The sequence below is a fragment of the Brevundimonas sp. Root608 genome (assembly GCF_001427825.1).
Lineage (GTDB): Bacteria > Pseudomonadota > Alphaproteobacteria > Caulobacterales > Caulobacteraceae > Brevundimonas.
Genome location: NZ_LMGT01000001.1, coordinates 382,479 through 405,829 on the forward strand (window position 1 = coordinate 382,479; position 23,351 = coordinate 405,829).

At 68.6% G+C, this 23,351-nt stretch carries 23 protein-coding genes; 12 read left to right on the forward strand and 11 right to left on the reverse strand.

Annotated features, from left to right (window positions below; genetic code table 11):
* Nucleotides 1-29 precede the first annotated feature (29 nt).
* The 9 genes from ASD59_RS01850 (at nucleotide 30) to ASD59_RS01890 (ending at nucleotide 8,202) form a co-directional block, all read left to right on the forward strand.
* Complete coding sequence (locus tag ASD59_RS01850; RefSeq protein ID WP_082560010.1) at nucleotides 30-1,961, forward strand: alpha/beta hydrolase family protein; 1,932 nt, start codon at nucleotides 30-32, stop codon at nucleotides 1,959-1,961.
* A 151-nt stretch (nucleotides 1,962-2,112) separates the two neighbouring features.
* Nucleotides 2,113-2,310 carry a 50S ribosomal protein L35 gene (gene rpmI, locus ASD59_RS01855; protein WP_003166435.1) on the forward strand — a complete coding sequence of 66 codons (198 nt, stop codon included), beginning with the start codon at nucleotides 2,113-2,115 and terminating at the stop codon, nucleotides 2,308-2,310.
* Between the two features lie 54 nt (nucleotides 2,311-2,364).
* Nucleotides 2,365-2,721, forward strand: coding sequence for a 50S ribosomal protein L20 (gene rplT, locus ASD59_RS01860; protein WP_055827447.1), 357 nt, complete (start codon nucleotides 2,365-2,367; stop codon nucleotides 2,719-2,721).
* 144 nt (nucleotides 2,722-2,865) lie between these two features.
* Nucleotides 2,866-3,069, forward strand: a complete 204-nt coding sequence (locus tag ASD59_RS01865) for a dodecin family protein (RefSeq protein WP_055827449.1) — start codon at nucleotides 2,866-2,868, stop codon at nucleotides 3,067-3,069.
* Nucleotides 3,070-3,135: 66 nt separating this feature from the next.
* Nucleotides 3,136-4,212 carry a phenylalanine--tRNA ligase subunit alpha gene (gene pheS, locus ASD59_RS01870; RefSeq protein ID WP_055827451.1) on the forward strand — a complete coding sequence of 359 codons (1,077 nt, stop codon included), beginning with the start codon at nucleotides 3,136-3,138 and terminating at the stop codon, nucleotides 4,210-4,212.
* A complete protein-coding gene (locus ASD59_RS01875; RefSeq protein ID WP_055827454.1) occupies nucleotides 4,212-4,607 on the forward strand; it encodes a hypothetical protein in 396 nt (131 codons plus the stop codon). Before pheS ends, ASD59_RS01875 begins: the two co-directional genes overlap by 1 nt.
* Before the next feature lie 31 nt (nucleotides 4,608-4,638).
* Nucleotides 4,639-5,070 (forward strand): hypothetical protein, encoded by a 432-nt coding sequence (locus ASD59_RS01880; protein ID WP_055827456.1) that lies wholly within the window; start codon nucleotides 4,639-4,641, stop codon nucleotides 5,068-5,070.
* On the forward strand, nucleotides 5,067-7,490 hold the full coding sequence (gene pheT, locus ASD59_RS01885) for a phenylalanine--tRNA ligase subunit beta (RefSeq protein WP_055827458.1): 2,424 nt from the start codon (nucleotides 5,067-5,069) through the stop codon (nucleotides 7,488-7,490). The genes ASD59_RS01880 and pheT overlap by 4 nt, the downstream gene beginning before the upstream one ends.
* Nucleotides 7,491-7,587: 97 nt before the next feature.
* Nucleotides 7,588-8,202, forward strand: coding sequence for a DUF1134 domain-containing protein (locus ASD59_RS01890; RefSeq protein WP_055827460.1), 615 nt, complete (start codon nucleotides 7,588-7,590; stop codon nucleotides 8,200-8,202).
* A gap of 145 nt (nucleotides 8,203-8,347) precedes the next feature.
* Here ASD59_RS01890 and ASD59_RS01895 read toward each other — a convergent pair whose 3' ends face one another.
* From ASD59_RS01895 to thpR, 4 genes are all read right to left on the reverse strand, one after another.
* Nucleotides 8,348-9,226: an NAD-dependent epimerase/dehydratase family protein gene (locus ASD59_RS01895; RefSeq protein ID WP_082560011.1), complete on the reverse strand. Its 879-nt coding sequence runs from the start codon at nucleotides 9,224-9,226 to the stop codon at nucleotides 8,348-8,350.
* Nucleotides 9,227-9,235: 9 nt separating this feature from the next.
* Nucleotides 9,236-10,471 carry an NAD-dependent epimerase/dehydratase family protein gene (locus ASD59_RS01900; RefSeq protein ID WP_055827462.1) on the reverse strand — a complete coding sequence of 412 codons (1,236 nt, stop codon included), beginning with the start codon at nucleotides 10,469-10,471 and terminating at the stop codon, nucleotides 9,236-9,238.
* Nucleotides 10,472-10,566: 95 nt separating this feature from the next.
* Nucleotides 10,567-11,106 (reverse strand): GNAT family N-acetyltransferase, encoded by a 540-nt coding sequence (locus ASD59_RS01905; RefSeq protein ID WP_055827464.1) that lies wholly within the window; start codon nucleotides 11,104-11,106, stop codon nucleotides 10,567-10,569.
* Nucleotides 11,103-11,642, reverse strand: a complete 540-nt coding sequence (thpR, locus tag ASD59_RS01910) for an RNA 2',3'-cyclic phosphodiesterase (RefSeq protein WP_055827466.1) — start codon at nucleotides 11,640-11,642, stop codon at nucleotides 11,103-11,105. Before thpR ends, ASD59_RS01905 begins: the two co-directional genes overlap by 4 nt.
* Nucleotides 11,643-11,765: 123 nt before the next feature.
* Here thpR and ASD59_RS01915 point away from each other — a divergent pair, with 123 nt between their 5' ends.
* Nucleotides 11,766-12,512 (forward strand): Bax inhibitor-1/YccA family protein, encoded by a 747-nt coding sequence (locus tag ASD59_RS01915; RefSeq protein WP_055827468.1) that lies wholly within the window; start codon nucleotides 11,766-11,768, stop codon nucleotides 12,510-12,512.
* 52 nt (nucleotides 12,513-12,564) lie between these two features.
* Here the strand turns inward: ASD59_RS01915 and ASD59_RS01920 are convergent, their stop codons facing one another.
* From ASD59_RS01920 to ASD59_RS01930, 3 genes are all read right to left on the reverse strand, one after another.
* Nucleotides 12,565-12,897 carry a DUF2794 domain-containing protein gene (locus tag ASD59_RS01920; RefSeq protein ID WP_082560070.1) on the reverse strand — a complete coding sequence of 111 codons (333 nt, stop codon included), beginning with the start codon at nucleotides 12,895-12,897 and terminating at the stop codon, nucleotides 12,565-12,567.
* Nucleotides 12,898-13,243: 346 nt separating this feature from the next.
* On the reverse strand, nucleotides 13,244-14,575 hold the full coding sequence (locus ASD59_RS01925) for a trypsin-like peptidase domain-containing protein (protein ID WP_055827471.1): 1,332 nt from the start codon (nucleotides 14,573-14,575) through the stop codon (nucleotides 13,244-13,246).
* Between the two features lie 73 nt (nucleotides 14,576-14,648).
* Nucleotides 14,649-15,839 (reverse strand): acyl-CoA dehydrogenase, encoded by a 1,191-nt coding sequence (locus tag ASD59_RS01930; protein ID WP_055827474.1) that lies wholly within the window; start codon nucleotides 15,837-15,839, stop codon nucleotides 14,649-14,651.
* 138 nt (nucleotides 15,840-15,977) lie between these two features.
* On the opposite strand from ASD59_RS01930, the gene ASD59_RS01935 reads away from it, so the two are divergent.
* Both ASD59_RS01935 and ASD59_RS01940 read left to right on the forward strand, forming a co-directional pair.
* Complete coding sequence (locus ASD59_RS01935) at nucleotides 15,978-16,244, forward strand: DUF6356 family protein (protein ID WP_055827478.1); 267 nt, start codon at nucleotides 15,978-15,980, stop codon at nucleotides 16,242-16,244.
* Complete coding sequence (locus ASD59_RS01940; protein ID WP_055827482.1) at nucleotides 16,202-17,431, forward strand: CaiB/BaiF CoA transferase family protein; 1,230 nt, start codon at nucleotides 16,202-16,204, stop codon at nucleotides 17,429-17,431. Before ASD59_RS01935 ends, ASD59_RS01940 begins: the two co-directional genes overlap by 43 nt.
* A gap of 223 nt (nucleotides 17,432-17,654) precedes the next feature.
* Here ASD59_RS01940 and ASD59_RS01945 read toward each other — a convergent pair whose 3' ends face one another.
* From ASD59_RS01945 to ASD59_RS01960, 4 genes are all read right to left on the reverse strand, one after another.
* Nucleotides 17,655-17,978 carry a hypothetical protein gene (locus tag ASD59_RS01945; protein WP_055827485.1) on the reverse strand — a complete coding sequence of 108 codons (324 nt, stop codon included), beginning with the start codon at nucleotides 17,976-17,978 and terminating at the stop codon, nucleotides 17,655-17,657.
* A 56-nt stretch (nucleotides 17,979-18,034) separates the two neighbouring features.
* A complete protein-coding gene (locus ASD59_RS01950) occupies nucleotides 18,035-18,442 on the reverse strand; it encodes a hypothetical protein (protein WP_156376890.1) in 408 nt (135 codons plus the stop codon).
* 68 nt (nucleotides 18,443-18,510) lie between these two features.
* Complete coding sequence (gene odhB, locus ASD59_RS01955) at nucleotides 18,511-20,064, reverse strand: 2-oxoglutarate dehydrogenase complex dihydrolipoyllysine-residue succinyltransferase (RefSeq protein ID WP_055827491.1); 1,554 nt, start codon at nucleotides 20,062-20,064, stop codon at nucleotides 18,511-18,513.
* A gap of 68 nt (nucleotides 20,065-20,132) precedes the next feature.
* Nucleotides 20,133-23,135, reverse strand: a complete 3,003-nt coding sequence (locus ASD59_RS01960; protein WP_055827494.1) for a 2-oxoglutarate dehydrogenase E1 component — start codon at nucleotides 23,133-23,135, stop codon at nucleotides 20,133-20,135.
* Between the last annotated feature and the right edge of the window lie 216 nt (nucleotides 23,136-23,351).

Genomic DNA, 23,351 nt, shown 5'->3' on the forward strand with positions numbered 1-23,351 from the left:
TCGCGGACACAAAGGGGCGGGGGCCGCGTATGACTATCCGATACACAGCGTCTGCGCTTGCCGCAGCGGGCGTGATCCTGACGGCCGGTGCAGTCCGGGCCCAGGACGTCGCGCCGCTCGACGCCTATGGCGCCCTGCCCGCGCATGAACTGGTCGAGGTCTCGCCGAGCGGCGACCGCCTCGCCTATGTCACGGTCGTTGGCGAGGAGCGCGCGCTGGTCATCCACGACCTGAACGACATGAGCCTGATCGGCGGCGTCCGCGCCGGGCCGGTCAAGGTTCGTGACATCGGCTGGGTGGGTGAAGACCACGTCTATGTCTACAGCACCGCCACCCAGGTCGGAGCCTCCATCGGCCTGAGGCGATCCGAGCTGGCCGATGCGTCGATCTACGAAATCCCCACGCGACGGGTGGCGCTGGCGCTGAATCACACGCCCGGCGTCTTCGCCAAGGTGTTCGGTTCGCCGATCGTGCGCACGATCGACGGCGAGCCTTCGCTGATCGTGGTCGGCCAGGGACGCGAGGGCGGGGGCCTGTTTCGCATCGACCTTTCGACCGGCAGGGGCGAGGAGCATGTCGAGCCGGACCGGAAAGGCCCGCCGTCCCTGCTGGACGTCAATGGCGAGCCCGTCGCGCGGGTCACCTATGACGGCGAGACCTGGGAGGTCCAGGCCCGGCGCGGGGGCTTCTGGCGCACGATGTGGCAGACGGACGCGAAGATCGACACGCCCGGGCTGGCCGGATTCGGACAGACCACAGACAGCGTCGTCCTGCACGGTCGGATCGATGGCCGTGATGAGGGATTCTACGCCCTCGATCTCGCAACCGGAGCCATTTCCGATCTGCCGTTCGAAGGCCGGCCCACCAGTCTGATCCACCATCCGAAGACCAGGCTGCTGATCGGCGCGCGGACCGTCGGCGAAGACGACCAGGTGAGGTGGCGGTTCCTCGATCCCGACGCCGACCGGGCCTGGCGGTCGGTGCAGGCGGCGTTCCGGGGCAAGCAGGTGAGCCTGACCTCCTGGTCGGAGGATATGCGCCAGATCATCGTCTTCACCCAGGGGACGGGCGACGCCGGCACCTATCAACTGGTGGATCTGGACCGCGGCCTGGCCGAGATCGTGGGCGAGGCCTACCCGACCATCACCGGCGCCCGCGTCGGCGAGGTGCGGTCGATCAGCTACCTGGCCGCCGACGGGATGCGCATCCCGGGCTATCTGACGCTGCCGCCCGGCGTCACCGATCCGAAGGGTCTGCCGCTGGTGGTGTTCCCGCACGGAGGGCCGGCCGCCCGGGACTACAAGACGTTTGACTGGTGGGCCCAGGCGATGGCCTCGCGCGGATATGCGGTGCTGCAACCGAATTTCCGTGGCTCCGACGGCCTCGGCACGGCGCATCTGGAGGCCGGCTATGGCGAGTGGGGCCGCAAGATGCAGACCGATCTCTCGGACGGCGTGCGCTGGCTGGCGTCGGAGGGACTCATCGATCCGGCCCGGGTGTGCATCGTCGGCGCCAGCTATGGCGGCTATGCGGCGATGGCCGGGCCGACGCTCGATCCCGGCGTCTACCGCTGCGCCGTTGCCGTCTCCGGCGTCTCGGACCCGCGGCAGATGGTGCTGTGGGAGGCGGACCAGGGCGGACGGCGCGACTCGCCGGTGGTGCGCTACTGGAACCGCTTCATGGGCGCCGACCGGCTGGGCGACCGCGACCTGGACCAGATATCGCCGGCGGCCCAGGCCGCGCGCGCCGACGCGCCCATCCTGATGCTGCATGGCCGCGACGACACGGTGGTGCCGTTCGAACAGAGCCGGATTCTCGCCGAGGCCCTTCGCCGGGCGGGCAAGCCGTTCGAACTGGTCGAGCTGCCCAGCGAGGACCACTGGCTGTCCCGCGCCGCCACCCGGCAGTGGATGCTTGCCGAAACCGTCCGGTTCCTGGAGCAACACAACCCGCCGCGTTGAGCCTGCACCTTGCCTTTATGCGCCGCGTGGACTAGAAGCCGCGCCTTCGCGTACGAACCGCCGGGCTAACAGGCATGCCTGGGCGGTTTTCATCAGGCCTCTCGTCCGGACTTTGGTCCGGGCGGCGCAGGCCCACTTAGAGAGAGTGAAAATGCCGAAACTGAAGACGAAGTCTGGCGCCAAGAAGCGCTTCAAATTCACGGCGACGGGCAAGGTGAAAGCCGGCGTGGCAGGCAAGCGGCACCGCTTGATCAGCCACAACAGCAAATACATCCGCCAGAACCGCGGCACCTCGGTCATGGCCGACGCCGACGCCAAGAAGATCAAGTCCTACATGCCGTACGCCTGATCGGCGCGCGACATCCCGACCTGATCTCCACACAGAATTTGAAAGGATAGCGACATGGCTCGCGTCAAACGCGGCGTAGTTTCCCACGCCAGACACAAGAAGGTTCTCAAGCAGGCCAAGGGTTTCTACGGCCGCCGCAAGAACACCATCCGCACCGCCAAGGCCGCGGTCGACCGCGCCGGGCAATACGCCTACCGCGACCGCCGCAACAAGAAGCGCTCGTTCCGCGCCCTGTGGATCCAGCGCATCAACGCCGCCGCGCGTCTGGAAGGCTTCACCTATTCGCAGTTCATGCACGGCCTCGGCGAGGCCGGCATCGAGCTGGACCGCAAGGTCCTGGCCGCGATGGCCGCCGACGAGGCCGCCTTCAAGGCCGTGGCCGACAAGGTCCGCGACGCGCTGAAGGCCTAGGCTGAACCGCAGGACTGATGAACGCCCGCTCCGGTCTCCGGGGCGGGCGTCGTCGTGAGGGGCTCCCACGCAACCCCCGCCGCCCCGTCCCGTTGAGACGACAGCGCCGCACGATCCGGCGCGCCTTCAATCCCGGGGAATCCCATGTCCATCGCCAAGGTCACCGAAGTCACCGCCTCGTCCACCGTCAGCTTCGAGGACGCGCTGAAACGCGGCATCGCCCGGGCCGACAAGACCCTCAACAATGTCGCGGGCGCCTGGGTCCAGGAGCAGAAGGTCGTGGTCAAGGGCGGCGAGATCGTCGAATACCGCGTCAATATGAAGGTCTCCTTCGTCCTCGAGGACTGACCCGCCGCGCTTCCGTCCGGCGGGCGGGGTGACGAAACCGTCCGCGCCCGCTAGACGACGGTCGCAATGACCGATCTCGCCCAACTCGAACTCGACCTGATCAACGCCATCGGCGCGGCGGAGACCGCCGCGGCGGTCGAGGCGCTGCGCGTCGCCGCCCTCGGCAAGTCCGGCTCGATCTCCGGCCTGCTCAAGGGCATGGGCGCCCTGTCGCCGGACGAGCGCCGCGAACAGGGGCCGATGATCAACGGCCTGCGCGACCGGGTGTCGTCCGCCCTGGCGACCCGCAAGGCCGAGCTGGAGGGCGCCGAGCTCGACGCGCGGCTGCGGGCCGAACATGTCGATCTGACCCTGCCGGCGCGCCCGCGCCGCAAGGGTTCGGTCCATCCCACCATGCAGGTGATGGATGAGATGATCGCCCTGTTCGCCGACATGGGCTTCGCGGTCGCCGAAGGCCCCGACATCGAGGACGACTTCCACAATTTCACGGCCCTGAACTTTCCGCCGAAACATCCGGCGCGGGAGATGCACGACACCTTCTTCCTCAGGCCTGACCCCGAAACCGGCGACCGCAAGGTCCTGCGCACCCACACCAGCCCGGTGCAGGTGCGCACCATGATGACGCAGAAGCCGCCGATCCGGATCATCGCGCCCGGCCGGACCTTCCGTAAGGACAGCGACGCCACCCACACGCCGATGTTCCATCAGGTCGAGGGGCTGGTCATCGACCGCGGCATCCACATGGGCCACCTGAAGTGGACCCTGGAGACCTTCGTCGCCCGCTTCTTCGAGGTGGACGGCGTCGACGCCCGCTTCCGCCCGCACCATTTCCCCTTCACCGAGCCGTCGGCCGAGATGGACATCCGCTGCGACCGCTCCGGCGGCGAGCTGAAGCTCAACACCGGCGACAGCTGGATGGAGATTCTGGGCTGCGGGATGGTGCATCCCAATGTGCTGCGAAACTGCGGCATCGACCCGGATGAATACCAGGGCTTCGCCTTCGGCATGGGCGTGGATCGGCTGGCGATGCTGAAGTACGGCATTCCCGACCTGCGCCCGATGTTCGAGGCCGACACCCGATGGCTGGCCCACTACGGCTTCTCGCCCTTCGCCGCCCCCAATCCCGCAAGCGGACTGTCCTGATGACCGACCAGCCCTTCTCCCCCACGGCGCCGTCCCGCACCCTGGACCCGCTCGCCAGGGAGTTCACCGGCGCGAGCTTCTGCCTGTTCGACCTCTACCGCGCCAGCGTCCAGGCGGGCGGCGGGGTGATGATCGAGGGCCGGAGCTTCACGGATTGCGTCATCGAGGGGCCGGCGCTGATGCTGGTCCTCGACGGCGTCCACTTCGAGAGCACCCATTTCGGCCCGACCAGCGGCGACCTGCGCAACATGCTGTTCCAGCCTATGGGCAGTATGGGGATCGGCGCCATTCCGGTGCACAACTGCACCTTCACGCGGTGTCAGTTCCAGACCCTTGGGATCACCGGCAACGAAACCCTGCTCAAGATGCTGATCGAACAGGTCCCCGTCGGCTGATGGCCAGAACCGAAATCGAGAGACCCCAGGCATGACCGACCAGATCCCGACCCTGTCCCCGGAAGAGGCCGCCGGCCGCGCCCTGGTGGCGCGCACCAGTTTCGAGAAGGAGGCCGTCTGGCTTCCGTCCCTGGCCGTTCAGCACTGGAACGCCGGCCAGATGGCGATCGACGGCAAGACCTTCACCGACTGCGTGATCGAGGGGCCGGCGGTGGTGGCCGTCATGAACGGGACGACGTTCGACAACTGCGCCATGGGCACGACGTCGGATGTCCGCAATCTTCTGTACCGGCCCCTCAGCACCACCAAGCTGGCCGGGGTCGTCGGCATGTCGAACTGCCGTTTTGTCCGCTGCCGGTTCGCGCAGGTGGGCTTCACCGGATCGGACGATCTGCTGGAACAGCTTCGGGGCGGCGTCAAATCCATGTCCGACGTCGCGACACCTTCCGGAACCCTCGCGTGAAATTCACCCTCTCCTGGCTGAAGGAACATCTCGACACGGACGCCGAAGCGGCGGCCGTGGCCGACGCCATGACGATGGCGGGGCTGGAGGTCGAGGATGTCCACGACCCGATCGCGGCGCTCGCGCCGTTCACGGTGGCCCGGATCGTCTCGGCCGAACGCCATCCCAACGCCGACCGGCTGCAGGTCTGCCAGGTCGACACCGTCGATGGCCGCAAGGAGATCGTCTGCGGCGCGCCCAACGCCCGCGCGGGGCTGACCACCATCTATGCGCCGATCGGCGCCTATGTGCCCGGACTGGACGTCACCCTGGTCGAGAAGCCGGTGCGCGGCGTGGTCTCGCACGGCATGCTGTGCTCGGCGGCGGAACTGCAGCTCGCCGGCGAAAGCGACGGCATCCTCGACCTGCCCGACGACCTGACGGTCGGGACCCCGGCGGCGGGCGTGTTCGGGGCCGAGCCGGTGATCGATTTCGAGGTCACTCCGAACCGGCCCGACTGGCTGGGCGTGGCGGGCGTCGCGCGCGACCTCGCGGCGGCGGGTCTCGGCCAGTTGACGACCCCGTCCGTGGAGCCGGTGGCGGGCGCCTTTGCGTCGCCCATCACGGTACGGATCGAGGCGCCGGAGATGTGTGCGGCGTTCGCCGGTCGCCTTATCCGGGGGGTCAGCAATGGTCCGTCGCCGGACTGGCTGCAGCACCGGCTGATCGCCATCGGCCTGCGCCCGATCAACCGGCTGGTCGATGTGACCAATCTGGTCGCCTATGACCGCTGCCGCCCCCTGCACGTCTATGACGCGGCCAAGCTGGTCGGGACCGAGATCGTCGTACGTGGCGGGCAGATCGCTTCCGCCACGCCGGGCCACGAGGGCGGCCAGCCCGAGCACCTCATCGCCCTGGACGGCAAGACCTACGCCGTCGACCCGAGCATCTGCGTCATATCCGACGCCGCCGGCGAGCGTCCCATCGGCCTCGGCGGGGTGATGGGGGGCGAGTCGACCGGCTGTTCGGACGAGACCGTGGACGTCTTTCTCGAGAGCGCCTGGTTCGACCCCCTGGTGACGGCCCAGACGGGCCGGGCGCTGGGGATCAGTTCCGACGCCCAGTACCGGTTCGCGCGCGGCGTCGATCCGGCCTTCATGGCGCCGGGTCTTGAGCTGGCGACACGTCTGATCCTCGACCTGTGCGGCGGCGAGCCGTCCGAGGTCGTCCTGGCGGGGCAGGCCCTGGCCGATCCCGCGCCCTTCGCCTTCGATCCGGCCCGCGTCGGTCAGCTGACGGGCCTGTCTCTGGACGACGACAGGATCGCCGAAATCCTGACCCGCCTCGGTTTCGAGGTCGCCCGGGGCGCGCCATGGACGGTGACGCCGCCATCCTGGCGCCGCGACGTTGAGGGGCCCGCCGATCTGGTGGAAGAGGTCGCTCGCATCGAGGGCTACGCCGCCCTGCCGTCGACCCCGTTGCCCGACCAGGGCGCGCCGTCGCGCGGCGTGCTGAACCCGCGTCAGGCTCGCGTCCGCCGCGCGCGCCGGGCTCTGGCGGCCATGGGCTATGCCGAGGCCGTCACCTGGTCCTTCACCAGGCAGTCGACCGCGGCGCTCTTTGGCGGCGGCGACGAACGTCTGCTGGTCGAGAACCCCATCGCGGTCGATCTGGACTGCATGCGGCCCTCGGTCCTGCCGAACCTGATCCAGGCCGCCGCCCGCAACGCCGCGCGCGGTCACGCCGACGCCGCCCTGTTCGAGATCGGGCCCATCTATCTGGACGACAGCCCGACCGGCCAGCGCACCGTCGTCGCCGGCCTGATCGCGCCGCGCTCGGCGCGGCACTGGGGCGGAGCGGCCGAGGACGCCCTGTTCGGCCTCAAGGGCGACCTGATGGCGCTGCTGGAGGAACTGGGCGCGCCCGTGGGTTCGCTGCAACTGGTCCAGGGCCAGAACCGGGACTGGTGGCATCCGGGCCGCTCGGCCCGCCTGCAGCTGGGTCCGAAGACCGTCATGGTCGAGTTCGGATCCTTGCACCCCCGGGTGCTCAGGGCGCTGGACGCAGACGGGCCGATGCTCGGGTTCGAAATCGTGCTGGACGCGGTTCCCGAGCCACGCGGGGCAAAATCCAAGGCGCGGGGCGCGGCCAATCTGGCCAATCTCATGCCGTTGACCCGGGACTTCGCCTTCGTGGTCGAGGACGGCAAGGCGGTCGGTGACCTGACGCGCGCTGTGGCCGGGGCCGACAAGGCCCTGATCGCCGACGTGCGGGTGTTCGACGTCTATCGCGGCGCGGGCGTGGCCGAGGGCATGAAGTCGGTGGCGCTGGAGGTCGTGATCCAGCCCGTCGAGGCGACCCTGACCGAGGCGGAGATCGAGACGTTGTCGGCGAAAATCGTCGCCGCGGCGGGCAAGCTGGGCGCGGCCCTGCGGGGCTGAACGGCCTTTTCGGCAAGGTTCCGTTAACCTTGCCGCCGCAAGGCTGACGCAAAAGACGGCGACCTTGCCTTGTCCCGTCCGCGCTGAGAGATTCGCCATGCACCGTCGCCAACTGATCCTGTCCGGTCTCGCCGCCACCGCCGGCGCCGCGGGCCTGTCCGCCTGCGCGACCAACGGCCAGGCCGGCGATCCCAACTATCCGATCGCCTCCGATCAGCAGGCCCAGGCCTATACGGCCGACGAACTGGTCGCCGCCGGCTCGCGCGAGCTGGGCATCGCCGCCGAGGCCATCGGCGGCGCCATCGAGCGCATCTTCGCTGAACAGGGAGACCGCCCGACGGCCTACATCGCCGGCGAGGAGGGCTCGGGCGCGGCCGGCATCGGCCTGCGCTACGGCCGCGGCGCGCTGCACATGAAGGACCTGTCCGCCTCGCAGGAGGTGTTCTGGCAGGGCATTTCCATCGGCTGGGACGTCGGCGGCAACGCCAGCCGGGTCTTCACCCTGGTCTACGGCCTGTTCCACCCCGACATGATCTACCGCCGCTACCCCGGCGTGGAGGGCTCGGCCTATCTGGTCGGCGGTCTGGGCGTGAACTACCAGCGCGCCGACGGCATCGTCCTGGCCCCGATCCGCACCGGCGTCGGCCTGCGGTTGGGCGCCAACGTCGGCACCATGGCCTACAGCCGTCAGCGCAACCTGCTGCCGTTCTAGAACGGCTTCACCTTCCATCCGTCATCCCGGACTCGTCCCGGGTATGATGGCGGCGAGGTGGTTGTCGTCCTTGTGCCGGATATCGATGATGTCGCGCCCGCGATGTCGCGGATGTCGTCGCCCGATTGTCCTGTACCGATGTGGCCTATGTCGCGGTGTCCCGGACCATCGCCTCCAGCCCGTCGCGCCAGGTCGGATAGGTCGGCCGCCAGCCGAGCTCGGCCTTGGCGCGGGCGTTCGAGAGGCGTTTGGAGTCGAGATAGAAGCGCCGCATCGCCTCGCTGACCGAGGGGTCGCGCCAGTCGACTTCGGGCGGCAGGGGCAGGCCCAGCCGCCGGGCCGCGCCTTCCATCACCACATCGGCGGGCGCGGGCTCGTCGTCGCACAGGATGTAGGCCGCGCCGGGCCGCGGCCGCGCCATGGAGGCGAAAAGGCCCGACACCGCGTCGTCGACGTGGACGCGATTGAAAACCTGGCCCGGCTTCCTGACCAGCCGCGCCGTGCCGTCGCGCAGACGGTCCAGAGGCGAGCGGCCGGGACCGTAGAGGGCGGGAAGCCGGAACAGCTGCACGGTCAGTCCCATGCCCTGTCCCGCGTCCAGCCAGTCGCGTTCCGCCCTGACGCGCCGCGCCCCCTCGAGGCTGGCGGCGTTCAGCTCGCTGTCCTCGAGCGCCCAGCCGCCGGCGCGGTCGCCATAGACGGCCGTGGACGAGACGTAGCCGATCCAGTCGGGCCAGGATCCCGACGCCGTGATCGCGGGCAGCAACGCCTTCACGCCGGGACAGCCGGTCGCCTCCGGGGGCGCGGTGATCAGGATGGCGGAGGCGTCGGCGACCGCAGCCGCCAGCGCTGCCGGGTCCGCTGGATCGACGGCGACGAAACCGTCCGCGGCCAGGGCGGCGCGCCGTCCGGCGTCACGACTGGTCAGGACGGCCCGGCCGCCGCGCCGAATCGCCTCTCGGGCGGCGGCACGGCCCAGCCAGCCGCCGCCGAAGACCAGCAGGGATGCGGGAGCGTCCGGCACGCAGGTGTCTCAGGCCGATCGCGCGTGGACCGGAGTCTTCGGCGGCGCGGTCAATGTGGGCTCGGTCTGCACCGCCAGCGCCCGCTTGCTGTTCCAGGTCGAGACGCAAGGCACCTTCGACAGATCGGCCCGGCCGGCGTAATGGCGGGCGATGTCGGTGACCTCGTCCAGCAGGCCCTGGGCCAGGGTGATCGGCTTCAGGCCCAGGTCGCGGAACTGGTCATTGGCCACGATCAGTTCGTTCTCGTCGGCTTCCTGGCGGGGGTTCGGCACATTGTGCACTTCGGCGCCCGTCATGTCGGAGATCATGGCGGCCAGATCGCGGACCCGGCGGCTCTCGGTCATCTGGTTCAGGATCTTGACCCGCTCGCCGGACTTCGGCGGATTGGCGAGCGCCAGTTCGACACAGCGCACCGTGTCCTGAATGTGGATGAAGGCGCGCGTCTGGCCGCCCGTGCCGTGCACCGTGAGCGGATAGCCCACCGCCGCCTGCATCAGAAACCGGTTCAGCACCGTGCCGTAGTCGCCGTCGTAGTCGAAGCGGTTGATCAGCCGCTCGTCCCGGCGCGTTTCTTCGGTCTGGGTGCCCCAGACGATGCCCTGGTGCAGGTCGGTGATCCGCAGGCCGTCGTTGCGGGCGTAGAACTGGAACAGCAGGGCGTCCTGCGTCTTGGTCATGTGATAGATCGAGCCGGGGTTCGGCGGGAACAGGATCTCCTGCTCGGCCGGGCCGAAGTCGGTGTCGACCGTGACCTTCAGATAGCCTTCCGGGATGCGCAGGCCCGCCGTGGTGTAGCCATAGACACCCATGGTGCCCAGGTGCGCCAGGTGTACGTCCAGCCCGCTCTCGACGATGGCCGCCAGCAGGTGGTTCGTCGCATTAAGGTTGTTGTCGACCGTGTACAATTTGTGCCGCGCCGACTTCATCGAATAGGGCGCGGCCCGCTGCTCGGCGAAATGCACGACACTGTCGGGCTTCCACTCGCGGATCAGGGCGACCAGCCGGTCGAACTCCTTGCCGACCGTCATGTTGACGAAGTCGATGGTCCGGCCGCTGACGTCCTTCCAGGCGGCGATGCGCTCGCCCATGGTCCGGATCGGGGTCAGGGACTGGACCTCCAGCTCATTGTCGATGTTGCGGCGGCTCAGATTGTCGACGACGCAGACGTCCCAGCCCCGCGCCGACAGATGCAGGGCTGTCGGCCAGCCGCAGAAACCGTCGCCGCCCAGAACAAGAACCCGCATCCGACCATCCTTCGTGATTTGCGCCGACCTTGCGTACCGGATGGCGACGCGGGGTCAAAGCTTGACCTTGTAACGCGCGAAACGACCGGTCGGGCTCAGCCCGGCCTGCGCGCCCGCCACTCGTCCCGGCTCTGACCCCAGCGGTCAATCGTGAGCTCGTGGAACGGCGGGGGAAGGCGGGTCGGTCCCAGATTGCGTGAGCCGATCCGCTCGGCCAGCCGCTGCGACGGGACATTGTCCGGATCGATGCAGTGGATGACCTCGGTCCAGCCCAGGGTGTCGAATGCGTAGTCGATCGCCGCGGTGGCGGCCTCGACGCCGTAGCCCCTGCCCTGGGCGTCGGGGTGCAGGCCCCAGCCGACCTCGGTTCCCGGCCAGCCCTCGGGCCGCCATGGCCCGATCCGGCCCAGCCACTGGCCGGTCTCGCGCTCGATCAGCGAGAACATGGAAATCCCGGTCAGGCTCCAGGCCCCGGCCATGGTCATGAAGCCGCGCCAGGCCACCGCCGCCGGCTGGGCGCCGCCAAGGAATTTCGCCGCCTCGGGATCGCCCATCATCTCCGCCCAGCGGGGGAAGTCCTCGATCGCGATGGGGCGAAGGATCAGGCGTTCGGTTTGAAGGACCGGTCCGGTCAAAGCAGATACTCCCGCTCGAGTTCGTAATGGCTGCCGTCGTGGGTCAGGACGCTGGAAAAGAGGCCGAAGCGGTCAATCCGTATCGGCGGCGAATGCAGCAGGTTGTGGCCGGCGATCCAGGCGCCGATCCGATCCGGATTGGCGTGCGGCTTGAGATAGGCCAGCGTCAGGTGCGGGCGGTAGTCGCGGCGTTCTACCGCAATCCCGGCCCGATCGGCGGCGCTGCGACAGCGGCCGGCCAGGACCGACAGCCGCTCGCTCGGCTCGACCCCGGCCCACAGGGTCCGCGATTGGTGGTCGTCGCCGAACGAACCGACGCCCGTCAGGGCGACCTCGAATGGCCCGCCCGCCGCCGCCCGCTCCAGTTCAACGGCCAGATCGTCGGCGCGGCGTCCGTCGACCTCGCCATAGAAGGTCAGGGTGATGTGCAACTGGTCCCGGTTGCGCCATTTCGCGCCGGGCAGGCCGGTCTGGCGGCGCGCCAGCGTTTCGGCCACGTCGTCGGGAACGGACAGGGCGGTGAAGAGCCGGACCATGCGACCCTTGGTAGCGGTTGGGAACGGCGGGCCCAAGTCCGGTTTTCCTTGCGGAAGGGGCCAAGCGGCCCGATATTTGTGCAAAGGCCGGGACTGCCGGCCCAATGGAGGACCGATCTCGCCATGAGCGATTTCAGAAACGGCTACAACACCGCGCCTGCGACGGCCGATATGTCGACGGACGCGGGCCTGCGCAGCTTCATGCTGGGCGTCTACAACAAGCTGGCCCTGGGCCTGGTGGTCGCCGGCGCCCTGGCCTACCTGACCGGCAACGTCCCCGCCGTGCAGCAGCTGCTGTTTGCGGTGGGACCGGACGGCCGCATCGGCCTGACCATGCTCGGCATGATCGTCCAGTTCTCGCCGCTGGTGATGCTGTTCGGCTCCATGTTCTTTATGAAGAACCCGACGGCGGGCGGCGTGAACCTCCTCTACTGGGCCGTGGTCGCGACCATCGGCGCCGGGCTGGGCATCGTGTTCCTGCGCTACACGGGCGAATCGGTCGCCTCGACCTTCTTCGTCACGGCCGCCGCGTTCGGGGGGCTCAGCCTGTTCGGCTATACGACCAAGAAGGACCTGACCGCGATGGGCAGCTTCCTGATCATGGGCGTGATCGGCCTGATCATCGCCATGGTGGTCAACATGTTCCTGCAGTCCGGCATGCTGGCCCTGATCATCAGCGGCCTCGGCGTGCTGATCTTCTCGGGCCTGATCGCCTTCGACACCCAGCGGCTGAAGATGACCTATTACGCCCTGGGCGGCGACAAGGCGGCCATGGGCGTGGCGACCGGTTTCGGCGCTCTGTCGCTGTTCATCAATTTCGTGAACCTGTTCCAGTTCCTGCTGATGTTCATGGGCGGCAGCCGGGACTAGGCGGGCCGGCAACTCAAGATCGGAAAGGCCCCGGCGGAAACGCCGGGGCTTTTTATTCGACAATGGAGAACCGGCGGCTGTCGAACACCCGCAGCACCTGGGCCAGTTCGCGGCCCCGGCGCAGCACATGGCCGCCTTCGCCGATGACGGCCCACTGGCCCTGCTTCAGGCGCAGGGCGGGGCGTTTCTCGATCCGGTACAGGGGCGCGTCGCCCGAACGGCGGAAGACGGCGAATTCGGCGACGTCCCTGTGCCCGACCATGGCGTAGTCGCGCCATTCGGCGGCGGCGACCATCCGTCCGTAGACCCTGAGAATCAGGTCCAGCTCCTTGCGGTCGAAAAAGACCGGACCGGGCTGTGACTGCAGATCGGCGGCGTCGCTCATCAGCATCAGGTTACGCCGACATTCGCGAAACGCCAGCGCTCCCGCGCCGTCTCCAGGAGCGTCTCCACCGAACACTGTGTCGGCAAGAACAGCTCCCCGCGAAAATCGCGCCGAACATGAAATCGCCTCGCTTCGGCCCATCGCCCGCCGCGTTACGGGGTGAAGTCTCGGTATCGGCCCGCTGGAGTTCGGAGCAGTTCCGGATCTGAACAGCCCCCCCAGCCCCTCCTGGATTTCTCCACCAAGGGCTCCGACGGGCCGATGCTTCCTCCAAAGCGAGACGCCCGCTCCGCCACCCTCCCCCCTCCGGCAGAGCGGGCGTTTTGCTGTCTGGCGTCGACAGGGGTCAGGGCAGGCGGATATCCACCGTCGCTTCGCCTCGCGTAACCGACAGCGCCGCCTCCCCGGTCTTGTCCAGCGCCCGCGTGAGGCCCGCGAGGTCCACCGTCGCCTGACCATCGACCGAGCGAATCATGTCGCCGGCCTGCAGTCCGGCGGCGGCGGCGGGTGATCCGCCTTCGACAGCGAAGACCTGCAGGCCGTCGCTGGCCAGACGCACCGCCGCCCCGCGCGCGATCACCGCGTCCGCCCCGGAGATGACCGGGCGGTCGCTCGGCGCCTCCACGGTCAGGGTGGTGCGGGCCTCGTGTCCCTCGCGCAGATAGACCACGGCGACCTCGGTTCCCGGCGCGGCGATGCCGACGGTCGCGGCGACCGTGCCGGCGTTCGACACCGGGCGGTTCTGGATTCGGGTGATGACGTCGCCCCGGCGCAGGCCGCCCGCCTCGGCCGAGGAGCCCGGCGCCACGTCCTCGACCACCGCGCCGCGAACGATGCCGAGGCCGAAGGTGCGGGACCGCTCGGCGTTCAGCGATCCTAGGATGACGCCCGTCGTCCCGCGCTTGACCTGGCCGGTCTCGCGCAGCTGGGCCACGACATACATCATGATCCGGCTGGGCACGGCGAAGGCGATGCCGTCATTGCCGCCGCCGCCGCCGGACAGGATGGAGGTGTTGACCCCGATCAGCCGACCGCGGCTGTCCAGCAGCGGGCCGCCTGAATTGCCCGAGTTCACGGCCGCGTCGGTCTGGATATAGTCCTCGATCCGGTCGCCCATGCCGGACCGGCCCAGGCCCGAGATCACGCCCATGGTCAGGGTCTGGTCCAGTCCCAGCGGATAACCGACGGCGAAGGCAAGGTCGCCGGTCCGCAGGGAATCGGAATTGACGACCTCGATCTGCGACAGGCCGAGACCCGTCGAGGAGGCCGCCTCGATTTTCAGCACGGCCAGGTCCGTGGCCTTGTCGGTGCCGATCAGGACGGCGTCGAAGATACGGCCGTCGGTCAGGTCGACGGTGAATTTCCGCCCCCCCTCAACCACGTGGTTGTTGGTCACGACGATGCCCTCGCGGGCGTCGATAATGGCGCCCGAGCCGCTGGAGATCGGGCGCGGCTCGTTCTCGCCGGAGCTGGGACCCTCGGACTGGCCCAGGGTCGTGACCTGGACGACGGCCGGCAGGGCACGCTCCAGTCCGGTGGCGAAGGTGAACACTCCGCGCTGGGCGTCGAACGGCACCGGCGACTGCTGGGCCGCGACAGGCCCGGCCGCCAGCAGCGGAACCGCCGCAGCGAGCGCCAGCAGGGAAAGGCCGCCGGCCCGAAGATTGAAACGCCGCATCGCTGGTCCCCCCGTGATCACGCTGACCCTAGCGCGGGAAAGCGGCGATGACGACAGGGTGATGAAGCGAGGCCTAGAAGGCGCTTTCCCCGGTGATGGCCCGGCCCAGGATCAGGGCGTGGACGTCGTGGGCGCCCTCATAGGTGTTGACCGTCTCGAGGTTCATGGCGTGGCGCATGACGTGCATCTCGCCGGTGATGCCGGCGCCGCCGTGCATGTCGCGGGCCTCGCGGGCGATGGCCAGGGCCTTGCCGCAGTTGTTGCGCTTCATCATCGAGATGGCCTCGGGGACCCAGGCCCCCTGATCCAGCAGCCGGCCCAGCGCCAGGGCACCCTCGAAGCCGAGGAAGATCTCGGTCTGCATGTCGGCCAGCTTCTTCTGCACCAGCTGGCGCGAGGACAGGGGGCGGCCGAACAGCATGCGCTCGCCGACATAGTCGCGGGTCAGGTGGAAACAGGCCTCGGCGGCGCCCATGGCCCCCCAGGCGATGCCGTAGCGGGCCTTGTTGAGGCAGGAGAAGGGACCGCGCAGGCCCTTGACGCCGGGCAGCAGGTTCTCTTCCGGCACGAACACGTCGTTGAGGCCGATGTCGCCGGTGATGGAGGCCCGCAGGGACAGCTTGTCGCCGATCTTGTCGGTGGTGAAGCCGTCCATGCCGCGCTCGACGATGAAGCCGCGGATCACGTCGTCCAGCTTGGCCCAGACGACGGCCAGGTCGCTGATCGGCGAATTGGTGATCCAGTATTTGGCGCCGTTGAGCCTGTAGCCGCCGTCGACGGCGACGGCCTTGGTCTTCATGGAGGCCGGGTCGGAGCCGCCGTCGGCCTCGGTCAGGCCGAAGCAGCCGACCAGTTCGCCGGCGGCCATGCGCGGCAGGAAGCGCATCTTCTGCTCTTCGGAGCCGAAGGCGTAGATGGGGTACATGGCCAGGGACGACTGGACCGACATGGCCGAGCGATAGCCGCTGTCGACCGCCTCGATCTCGCGCGCGATAAGGCCGTAGGCGACGTGGCTGACCGAGGAGCCGCCGTACTGTTCCGGCAGCATGGCGCCGAGGAAGCCCATCTCGCCCAGTTCGGTCATGATGGCGCGGTCGAAGGTCTCGTCGCGGAAGGCCTCGACCACGCGGGGCAGCAGCTTCTCGCGGGCGTAGGACCGGGCCGCGTCCTGGATCATCCGCTCGTCGTCGGTCAGCCGGCCCGACAGGTCCAGCGGGTCGTCCCAGCGGAAGGTCTTGTGGGAAGCGGGGGCGCCGTCGGCCATGGGGGTCTTTCCTGAGCGTGTCGGGGGCGCGCGGCGGAATCGTCCCGCGATCCGGCCTCCCCCTGTTCTGGCGCGCGGTTTAGGCCAAAATACATCGGTCGGGTAGAGGGACGGCCCGACGCAGGCTAGGCTGTCGCCATGATCCGCACCTTCCATCGACTCTTCGTCGAACACCCGCGCCAGGTCGAAGAGGGCTATTTCGAACATATGGCCGCCTCGTCACGGTTCGGCCTGCGCCTGCTCAAGCTGGCGGCCTGCGCCTTCACCCACGCCCTGGTGCCCGGGGTTCACAAGGCCACGGTGTCCAGGGCCGTCTGCTGCATGGCCGAGGAGATGGACGGCCGGGCGCGCGAGGCCCGCGAATGCCGTATGCGCGACGCCGGCGTGTGGGATCCGGGGCTCTGACAGTCACTCCGAAAGGCCCGCTCTCCGGCGTTCGCGTCCTCGACCTCAGCCGCGTGCTGGCGGGGCCGTGGGCGACGCAGATGCTGGCCGACCTCGGGGCCGAGGTGATCAAGATCGAGCGGCCCGGCGTCGGCGACGACACCCGACACTGGGGTCCGCCCTTTACGATGAAGACGGACGGGTCGAAGGGCGACGCCGCCTATTTCCTGTGCGCCAACCGGGGCAAGAAGTCGGTCGAGCTGGACCTCGCCACGCCCGAGGGGGCGGCGGTCATCCGCGAGCTGGCGAAGACCTGCGATGTCGTGGTCGAGAATTTCAAGACCGGCGGGCTGAAGAAGTACGGCCTCGACCACGTGGCCCTGTCGGCGATCAATCCGAAACTGGTCTATTGCTCGATCACCGGCTTCGGCCAGGACGGGCCGGACGCCCACCGCGCCGGCTACGACTACATGATCCAGGCCATGGGTGGGCTGATGTCGATCACCGGCCAGCCCGACGGCTCAGCCGGGGCCGAGCCGATGAAGGTCGGGGTGGCGGTCGTGGACCTGTTCACCGGCCTCTACGCCTCGAACGCCATCCTGGCGGCCCTGATGCATGCGCGGGCGACAGGGCAGGGGCAGCATGTCGATATCGCCCTGTTCGACGTCCAGGCGGCCATGCTGGCCAATCAGGCGACGAACTTCTTCGTCTCGGGCAAGGCGCCGACGCGGATGGGCAATGCGCATCCCAATCTGGCCCCCTACCAGCCCTTCCCCTGCACCGACGGCATGGTAGTGATCGCCGTGGGTAATGACGGCCAGTTCCGGGCCCTGTGCGGGGCGCTGGGGGCGGAGGGGATGGGCGCCGATCCGCGCTTCCTGACCAACGCCCTGCGCATCGAGCACCGCGCGGTCCTGACGGCCGAGCTGTCGGCCCTGACGGCGTGGCAGACCATGCACGGGCTGATGGCGGCGCTGGAGGCGGCGGGCGTGCCCTGCGGGCCGGTCAACACGATCGACCAGGTCTTCGCCGAGCCGCAGGCGAAGCACCGTGGGCTGGAGGTGACGCAGTCGCGGGCGGACCTGTCGGGGACGGTGCGGACGGTGGCCTCGCCGATCCGGATGTCGCTGACGCCGGTCGCCTATGACCGGGCGCCGCCCGCGCTGGGCGCGGATACGCAAGAGGTGCTGGGCAGCCTCGGGACCTGAAGCCGACCCCTCTCGAGACGGGCGGAAAACGCAGTCTCATGAGTCTCATGAGTCTCATGAGTCTCATCCGTCCCCTGAAAAACACCGTCCGAAGCGTCCGAAGAGTCCACTCCGTCCACCCGGGGTCTCGCGCGACCACGCCGAACTCAGTTGTCAAAGACCAGACCCTGCGGGGTTTTCAGCCATCACAGCATGCGCATGCGTCAAATCTGGACGTAGCCGTTCACGAGCCGACCAGAAATCCAGGTCCGATCGCCGCGAGGAGCGCCAGCGGACCTGCCTTGCGCACGGGATCGGCGGTGACGGGGTCCGCGTCCTCAAGCCGCTCGGCGCCGCCCCGAAGGCTTTCAAGCAGCGTCCGCGCGGCGATCGCCTGAGCATTCGGCACCGACAGGTTCACGCCGCCCAGGGCCTGGAGGACCAGCGGATTGACCTTCACATGCTCGGCTCCGCCCAGCACGGCGTCATAGCCGTCGGCCCGCAGGCGCGACGCAGCGATCTCGGCTTCGTAGACGTCGGCGAACCGGGCGATCTCGATCATCGTCATGCGTCTCAGGTAGTCACGAACCGGACGATTGCTCGCCCGACTGCCCCTGCGGGACTTCAGGCCGAGCGGAACGGCTGTGGCAGGGCCTCAAGCAGCGCCCGGTCCAGGGTCAGGATGAGCATGCCCGGCAGGAAAAACCGGACCCAGTCGACTAGGACGTCAAACGAGATCATCGCCGCCGGGTCGATCCCGCCCGAGACCAGGGCGCCGGCGAGCAAGAAGACGAAATGGCCCGCAGCGCCGATCAGCCAGGGCTGAAGCGCCGGGCGGCGGCGCCAGCAAGCGACCGCGGCCACTCCGTATCCGCCGATCGCAACGAGTATGGGGACATCAAGGATCGGCAGCCACGGGAGCGGCAGATCGAATGGAGGCTGCGAGACCGGCCGGTCGAACCAGCCGAGCCAGACAAGGCTGCCGCCAAGGAACAACAGGCCAAGGACGCTCGCCGCGAGCCACAGGATCACCAACCACCGAGCAAAGGGCGGCGGGGCCGCGCCGACGCCCGGCCGAAGCGGCGCCCCCCAGCCGCCCATCACAGGTCCAGCAGCGCCCGGGCCGGGTCTTCCAGCAGTTCCTTGACCCGGACGAGGAAGGTCACGGCCTCCTTGCCGTCGACGATGCGGTGATCGTAGCTCAGGGCCAGGTACATCATCGGCCGGATCACTACCTCGCCGTTCACCGCCATGGGGCGCTGGACGATGTTGTGCATGCCCAGGATGCCCGACTGCGGCGCGTTCAGGATCGGCGTCGACATCAGCGAGCCGTAGGTGCCGCCGTTGGTGATGGTGAAGGTGCCGCCCTGCAGTTGATCGAGGGTCAGGGCGCCGTCGCGGGCCGCCTTGCCGAGGGCCGCGATGCCCTTCTCGATGCCCGCCAGCGACAGCGCATCCGCGTCGCGCAGGACCGGCACGACCAGCCCCTTCTCGGTGCCGACGGCGACGCCGATGTCATAGTGGTTCTTGTAGATGATGTCCGTGCCGTCGATCTCGGCGTTGACCGCCGGAATCTCCTTCAGGGCGGCGACCACTGCCTTGGTGAAGAAGGACATGAAGCCCAGCTTCACGCCGTGGCGCTTCTCGAACACCTCCTTGTACTGCGTCCGCAGGGCCATGACGTTGGTCATGTCCACCTCGTTGAAGGTGGTCAGCTGGGCGGCGGTGTTCTGCGATTCCTTGAGGCGGCGCGCGATGGTCTGGCGCAGCCGGGTCATCTTGACCCGCTCCTCGCGCGGCTGGTCGGCGCGCGGCGCGGCGGGGGCTGCTGGAGCCGCGGCGGCCGGAGCCGGAGCGGCGGCGCCAATGGCCGCGATGGCGTCCGCCTTGGTGATGTTGCCCTTGGGCCCGGTGGCGGCCAGCGCCTTCGGATCAAGGTTGTTCTCGGTGACCACGCGCTGGACGGCGGGCGACAGGTGCGGGGCGTCCCCGCCTGCGGCCCTGGCCGGGCTGGCGGCGGCCGGAGCCGGCGCGGCTGCGGCGGGCGCCGCGCCTTCACCGGAGGCGGCGATCGAACCGATCTGCTGGCCGGGCGTGACCGTCGAACCGGCCTCGGCGGCGATGGTCAGGACCCCGGCGGCGGGAGCCGACACCTCGACCGCGACCTTGTCGGTCTCGATCTCGACCAGCATTTCGTCCTTGGCGACGACATCGCCGGCCTTCTTCAGCCAGGTTCCCATCGTGCCCTCGGCGACGCTCTCGCCCATGGTCGGGGTCATGATGGCGACCGAGCCGCCCGAGGCGGCGGCGGGCGCGGGGGCAGGTGCCGCGGCGGCGGGGGCCGGAGCGGCCTCAGCCTTCGGCGCCGGAGCAGCTTTCGCCTCGGCCTTCGGCGCTTCGGCGGACGGCGCGGCGGCGGCGCCCTCGGTGACCACGCCCAGGACGGCGCCGGGGGTCACGGTCTCGCCGTCGGGCGCCTTGATCTCGGACAGGACGCCGTCGGCGGGCGACACGACTTCCAGCGACACCTTGTCGGTTTCCAGCTCGACCAGGACCTCGTCCTTCTTCACGGCGTCGCCGGCCTTCTTCGTCCACTTGCCGATGGTGGCTTCGGTGACGGATTCGCCGAGGGCGGGGGTCAGGATGTCGGCCATGGGACGGGCTCTCTCAGGTTCGTTCGTTTGTCATCCCGGAAACGGCCCAGCCGTTGTCCGGGACGGGATCAGGCGAAGGCGTCGGTCAGGAAGGCGTCGAGTTCTTTCAGGTGCCGGCTCATCAATCCGGCGGCGGTCGAGGCCGAGGCCGGGCGGCCCACATAGCGCGCGCGCTTCGACTTCACGGACAGCTTCTCCAGCGTCAGTTCGATCCATGGATCGACGAAGGTCCAGCCGCCCATGTTCTTGGGCTCTTCCTGGCACCAGACCAGCTCGGCGTTGGGGAAGCGGCCCAGTTCGGTCAGCAGGGACTTCATCGGCCACGGATAGAATTGCTCCAGCCGCATCAGATAGACGTCGTCGATCTGGTCGCGTTCGCGCCGCTCCAGCAGGTCGTAATAGACCTTGCCCGAGCACAGGACGACGCGACGGATGTCCTTGTCGGCCTTGATTTTGATCCCCGCGACCTCGGGCCGCGTCTGGGCGTCGTCGTGCAGCACGCGATGGAAGCTTGATCCCTCGGCCATGTCGGCGAGGGTCGAGACCGCCTTCTTGTGCCGCAGCAGGCTCTTGGGCGTCATGATGATCAGCGGCTTGCGGAAGGGCCGGTGCATCTGGCGGCGCAGGATGTGGAAATAGTTGGCCGGGGTCGAGCAGTTGGCGACCTGGATATTGTCCTCGGCGCACTGCTGCAGGAAGCGTTCGAGACGGGCCGAGGAGTGCTCGGGCCCCTGGCCCTCGTAGCCGTGCGGCAGCAGCATCGTCAGGCCGCACATGCGCAGCCATTTGCGTTCGCCCGAGGTGATGAACTGGTCGATCACCACCTGGGCCCCGTTCACGAAGTCGCCGAACTGGGCTTCCCACATGACGAGGGTGTTCGGGTCGGTCAGGGCGTAGCCGTATTCGAAGCCGAGGACGGCTTCCTCCGACAGGGCCGAATCGATGACCTCGAACTCGGCCTGGCCCTCGCGCAGGTTGTTGAGCGGAACGTAGCGGGCCTCGGTGGTCTGGTCCACGATGCCCGAGTGGCGCTGGGAGAAGGTGCCGCGCACCGAATCCTGGCCCGACAGGCGGACGGGGAAGCCCTCGTCCAGCAGCGAGCCGAAGGCCAGGCTCTCGGCCGTGGCCCAGTCGATGTTCTGGCCCGAGGTGATCATCTCGCGCCGGCCGTCCATGACGCGTTTCAGCGTCTTGTGCATGTCGACGTCGTTGGGGATGGCCGTCAGCCGGTGTCCGAGATCGGCCAGTTTCGCCGCCGGGACCGAGGTCTCGCCGCGGCGCTCGTCGCCCTCGGGCAGGCCGATGCCCTGCCACTGGCCGTCCATCCAGTCGGCCTTCTTGGCCTCGAACGCCTTGCCGGCCTCGAACTCGGCGTCGAGGAAGGCCTCGAAGCGAGCGACCTCGGCGTCGACATCGGCCTGGCTGATGACGCCTTCCTTGATCAGGCGCTCGGCGTAGATCTCGCGCGTCGAGGGCAGGGCGCGGATCTTCGAATACATCAGCGGCTGGGTGAAGGTCGGATCGTCGCCCTCGTTGTGGCCGAAGCGGCGGTAGCAGAACATGTCCACCACCACGTCCTTGTGGAATTTCTGCCGGAACTCGGTCGCCACCTTGGCGGCGAAGACCACGGCTTCCGGATCGTCGCCGTTGACGTGGAAGATCGGCGCCTGGACCATCAGGGCCACGTCGGACGGATAGGGCGAACTGCGCGAGTTGCGCGGGCTCGTCGTGAAGCCGATCTGGTTGTTGACGACGAAATGCATCGTCCCGCCGGTGCGGTAGCCCTTCAGCCCCATCAGGGCGAAGCATTCGGCCACCACGCCCTGGCCGGCGAAGGCCGCGTCGCCGTGGATCAGCAGGGGCATGACCCTGGAGCGGTCCAGCGCGAGTTGCTCGTCGGGGTCCCCAGACCGCGCGGCATTGGCCTCGCGGATGTCGAACGCCTGTTTCGCCCGCGCCTTGCCCAGCACCACGGGATTGACGATCTCGAGGTGCGACGGATTGGCGGTCAGGGACAGGTGGACGGTGTTGCCGTCGAACTCGCGGTCCGACGATGCGCCCATGTGATATTTGACGTCGCCGGAGCCCTCGATGTCCGAAGGCACGGTCGAGCCGCCCTGGAACTCGTGGAAGATGGCGCGATAGGGCTTGCCCATCACGGCGGCCAGGGTGTTCAGGCGGCCCCGGTGGGCCATGCCGAAGACGACCTCGTCGACGCCGAGGGCGCCGCCGCGCTTGATGATCTGCTCCAGCGCCGGGACCATGGCCTCGCCGCCGTCCAGACCGAACCGCTTGGTGCCGGGGAAGCGTTTGTGCAGGAAGCGTTCGAAGCCCTCGGCCTCGATCAGCTTGTTGAGGATGGCCAGCTTGCCTTCCCTGGTGAAGGCGTTCTGCTCGAACTTGTCCGGGCCTTCGAAGCGCGCCTGCAGCCAGGATTTCTCCTCCGGCTCGGCGATGTGCATGAACTGGATGCCGATATGGCCGCAGTAGGTGCGCTTGAGGATGGCCAGCACCTCGCGGATGCTGCCGGTCTGCAGCCCCAGCACGCCGTCCAGATAGATGGGTCGGTCGAGGTCGGCCTCGGTGAAGCCGTAGAATTCGGGGGTCAGTTCAGGGTTGTGGGTGGCCTGTTCTATGCCCAGCGGGTCCAGCGTCGCCTGCAGGTGGCCGCGCACGCGGTAGCTGCGGATCAGCATCAGGGCGCGGATCGAGTCATGGGCGGCGGCGCGGACGGCCTCGGCGGAAACGGCCGGCGTCGCCGCGGGCGCAGCAGCGGCGGCGGCGGGCTTCTTCGGGTCAGGTTTCGGAGCGGGCCAGCGGCCGTCGAACACAGCGGCGGCTTCGGTCGGCTCATCAGCGGCCGAACGGCCCCACGCGCCCGCGGCGCCCGAGGCGCGCACGGTGTCGGCGGTGTCGCGCAGCTGGTCGAAGAAGGCGCGCCACTCGGCCGAGACCGAGGCCGGATCGGCGGCCCATTTCCCGTGCAGGTCCTCGATGAACGAGGCGTTCGAGCCATACAGGAAGCTGGTCTCGGCAAAGACCTGGTTCAGCCGACCGGCATCGTCCGCCATCGTATCGTCACGTCCCTTGGATCGGTGCGCGCACGCCTGCGTACAACCGGCGCCGCTGATATAGGCGCTGTTTCCTTATCGGTCATGACCGAATGGGGGCCAAAGGGTCGAAATTCGCCTAATTCGGGTGAAATTCGTACGTCTCTTGTCCCGGCGCCGGGACAAGTCGGGCTGCACTCTCAGACCGTGATCCTCGGGTCAAGCCCGAGGATCACG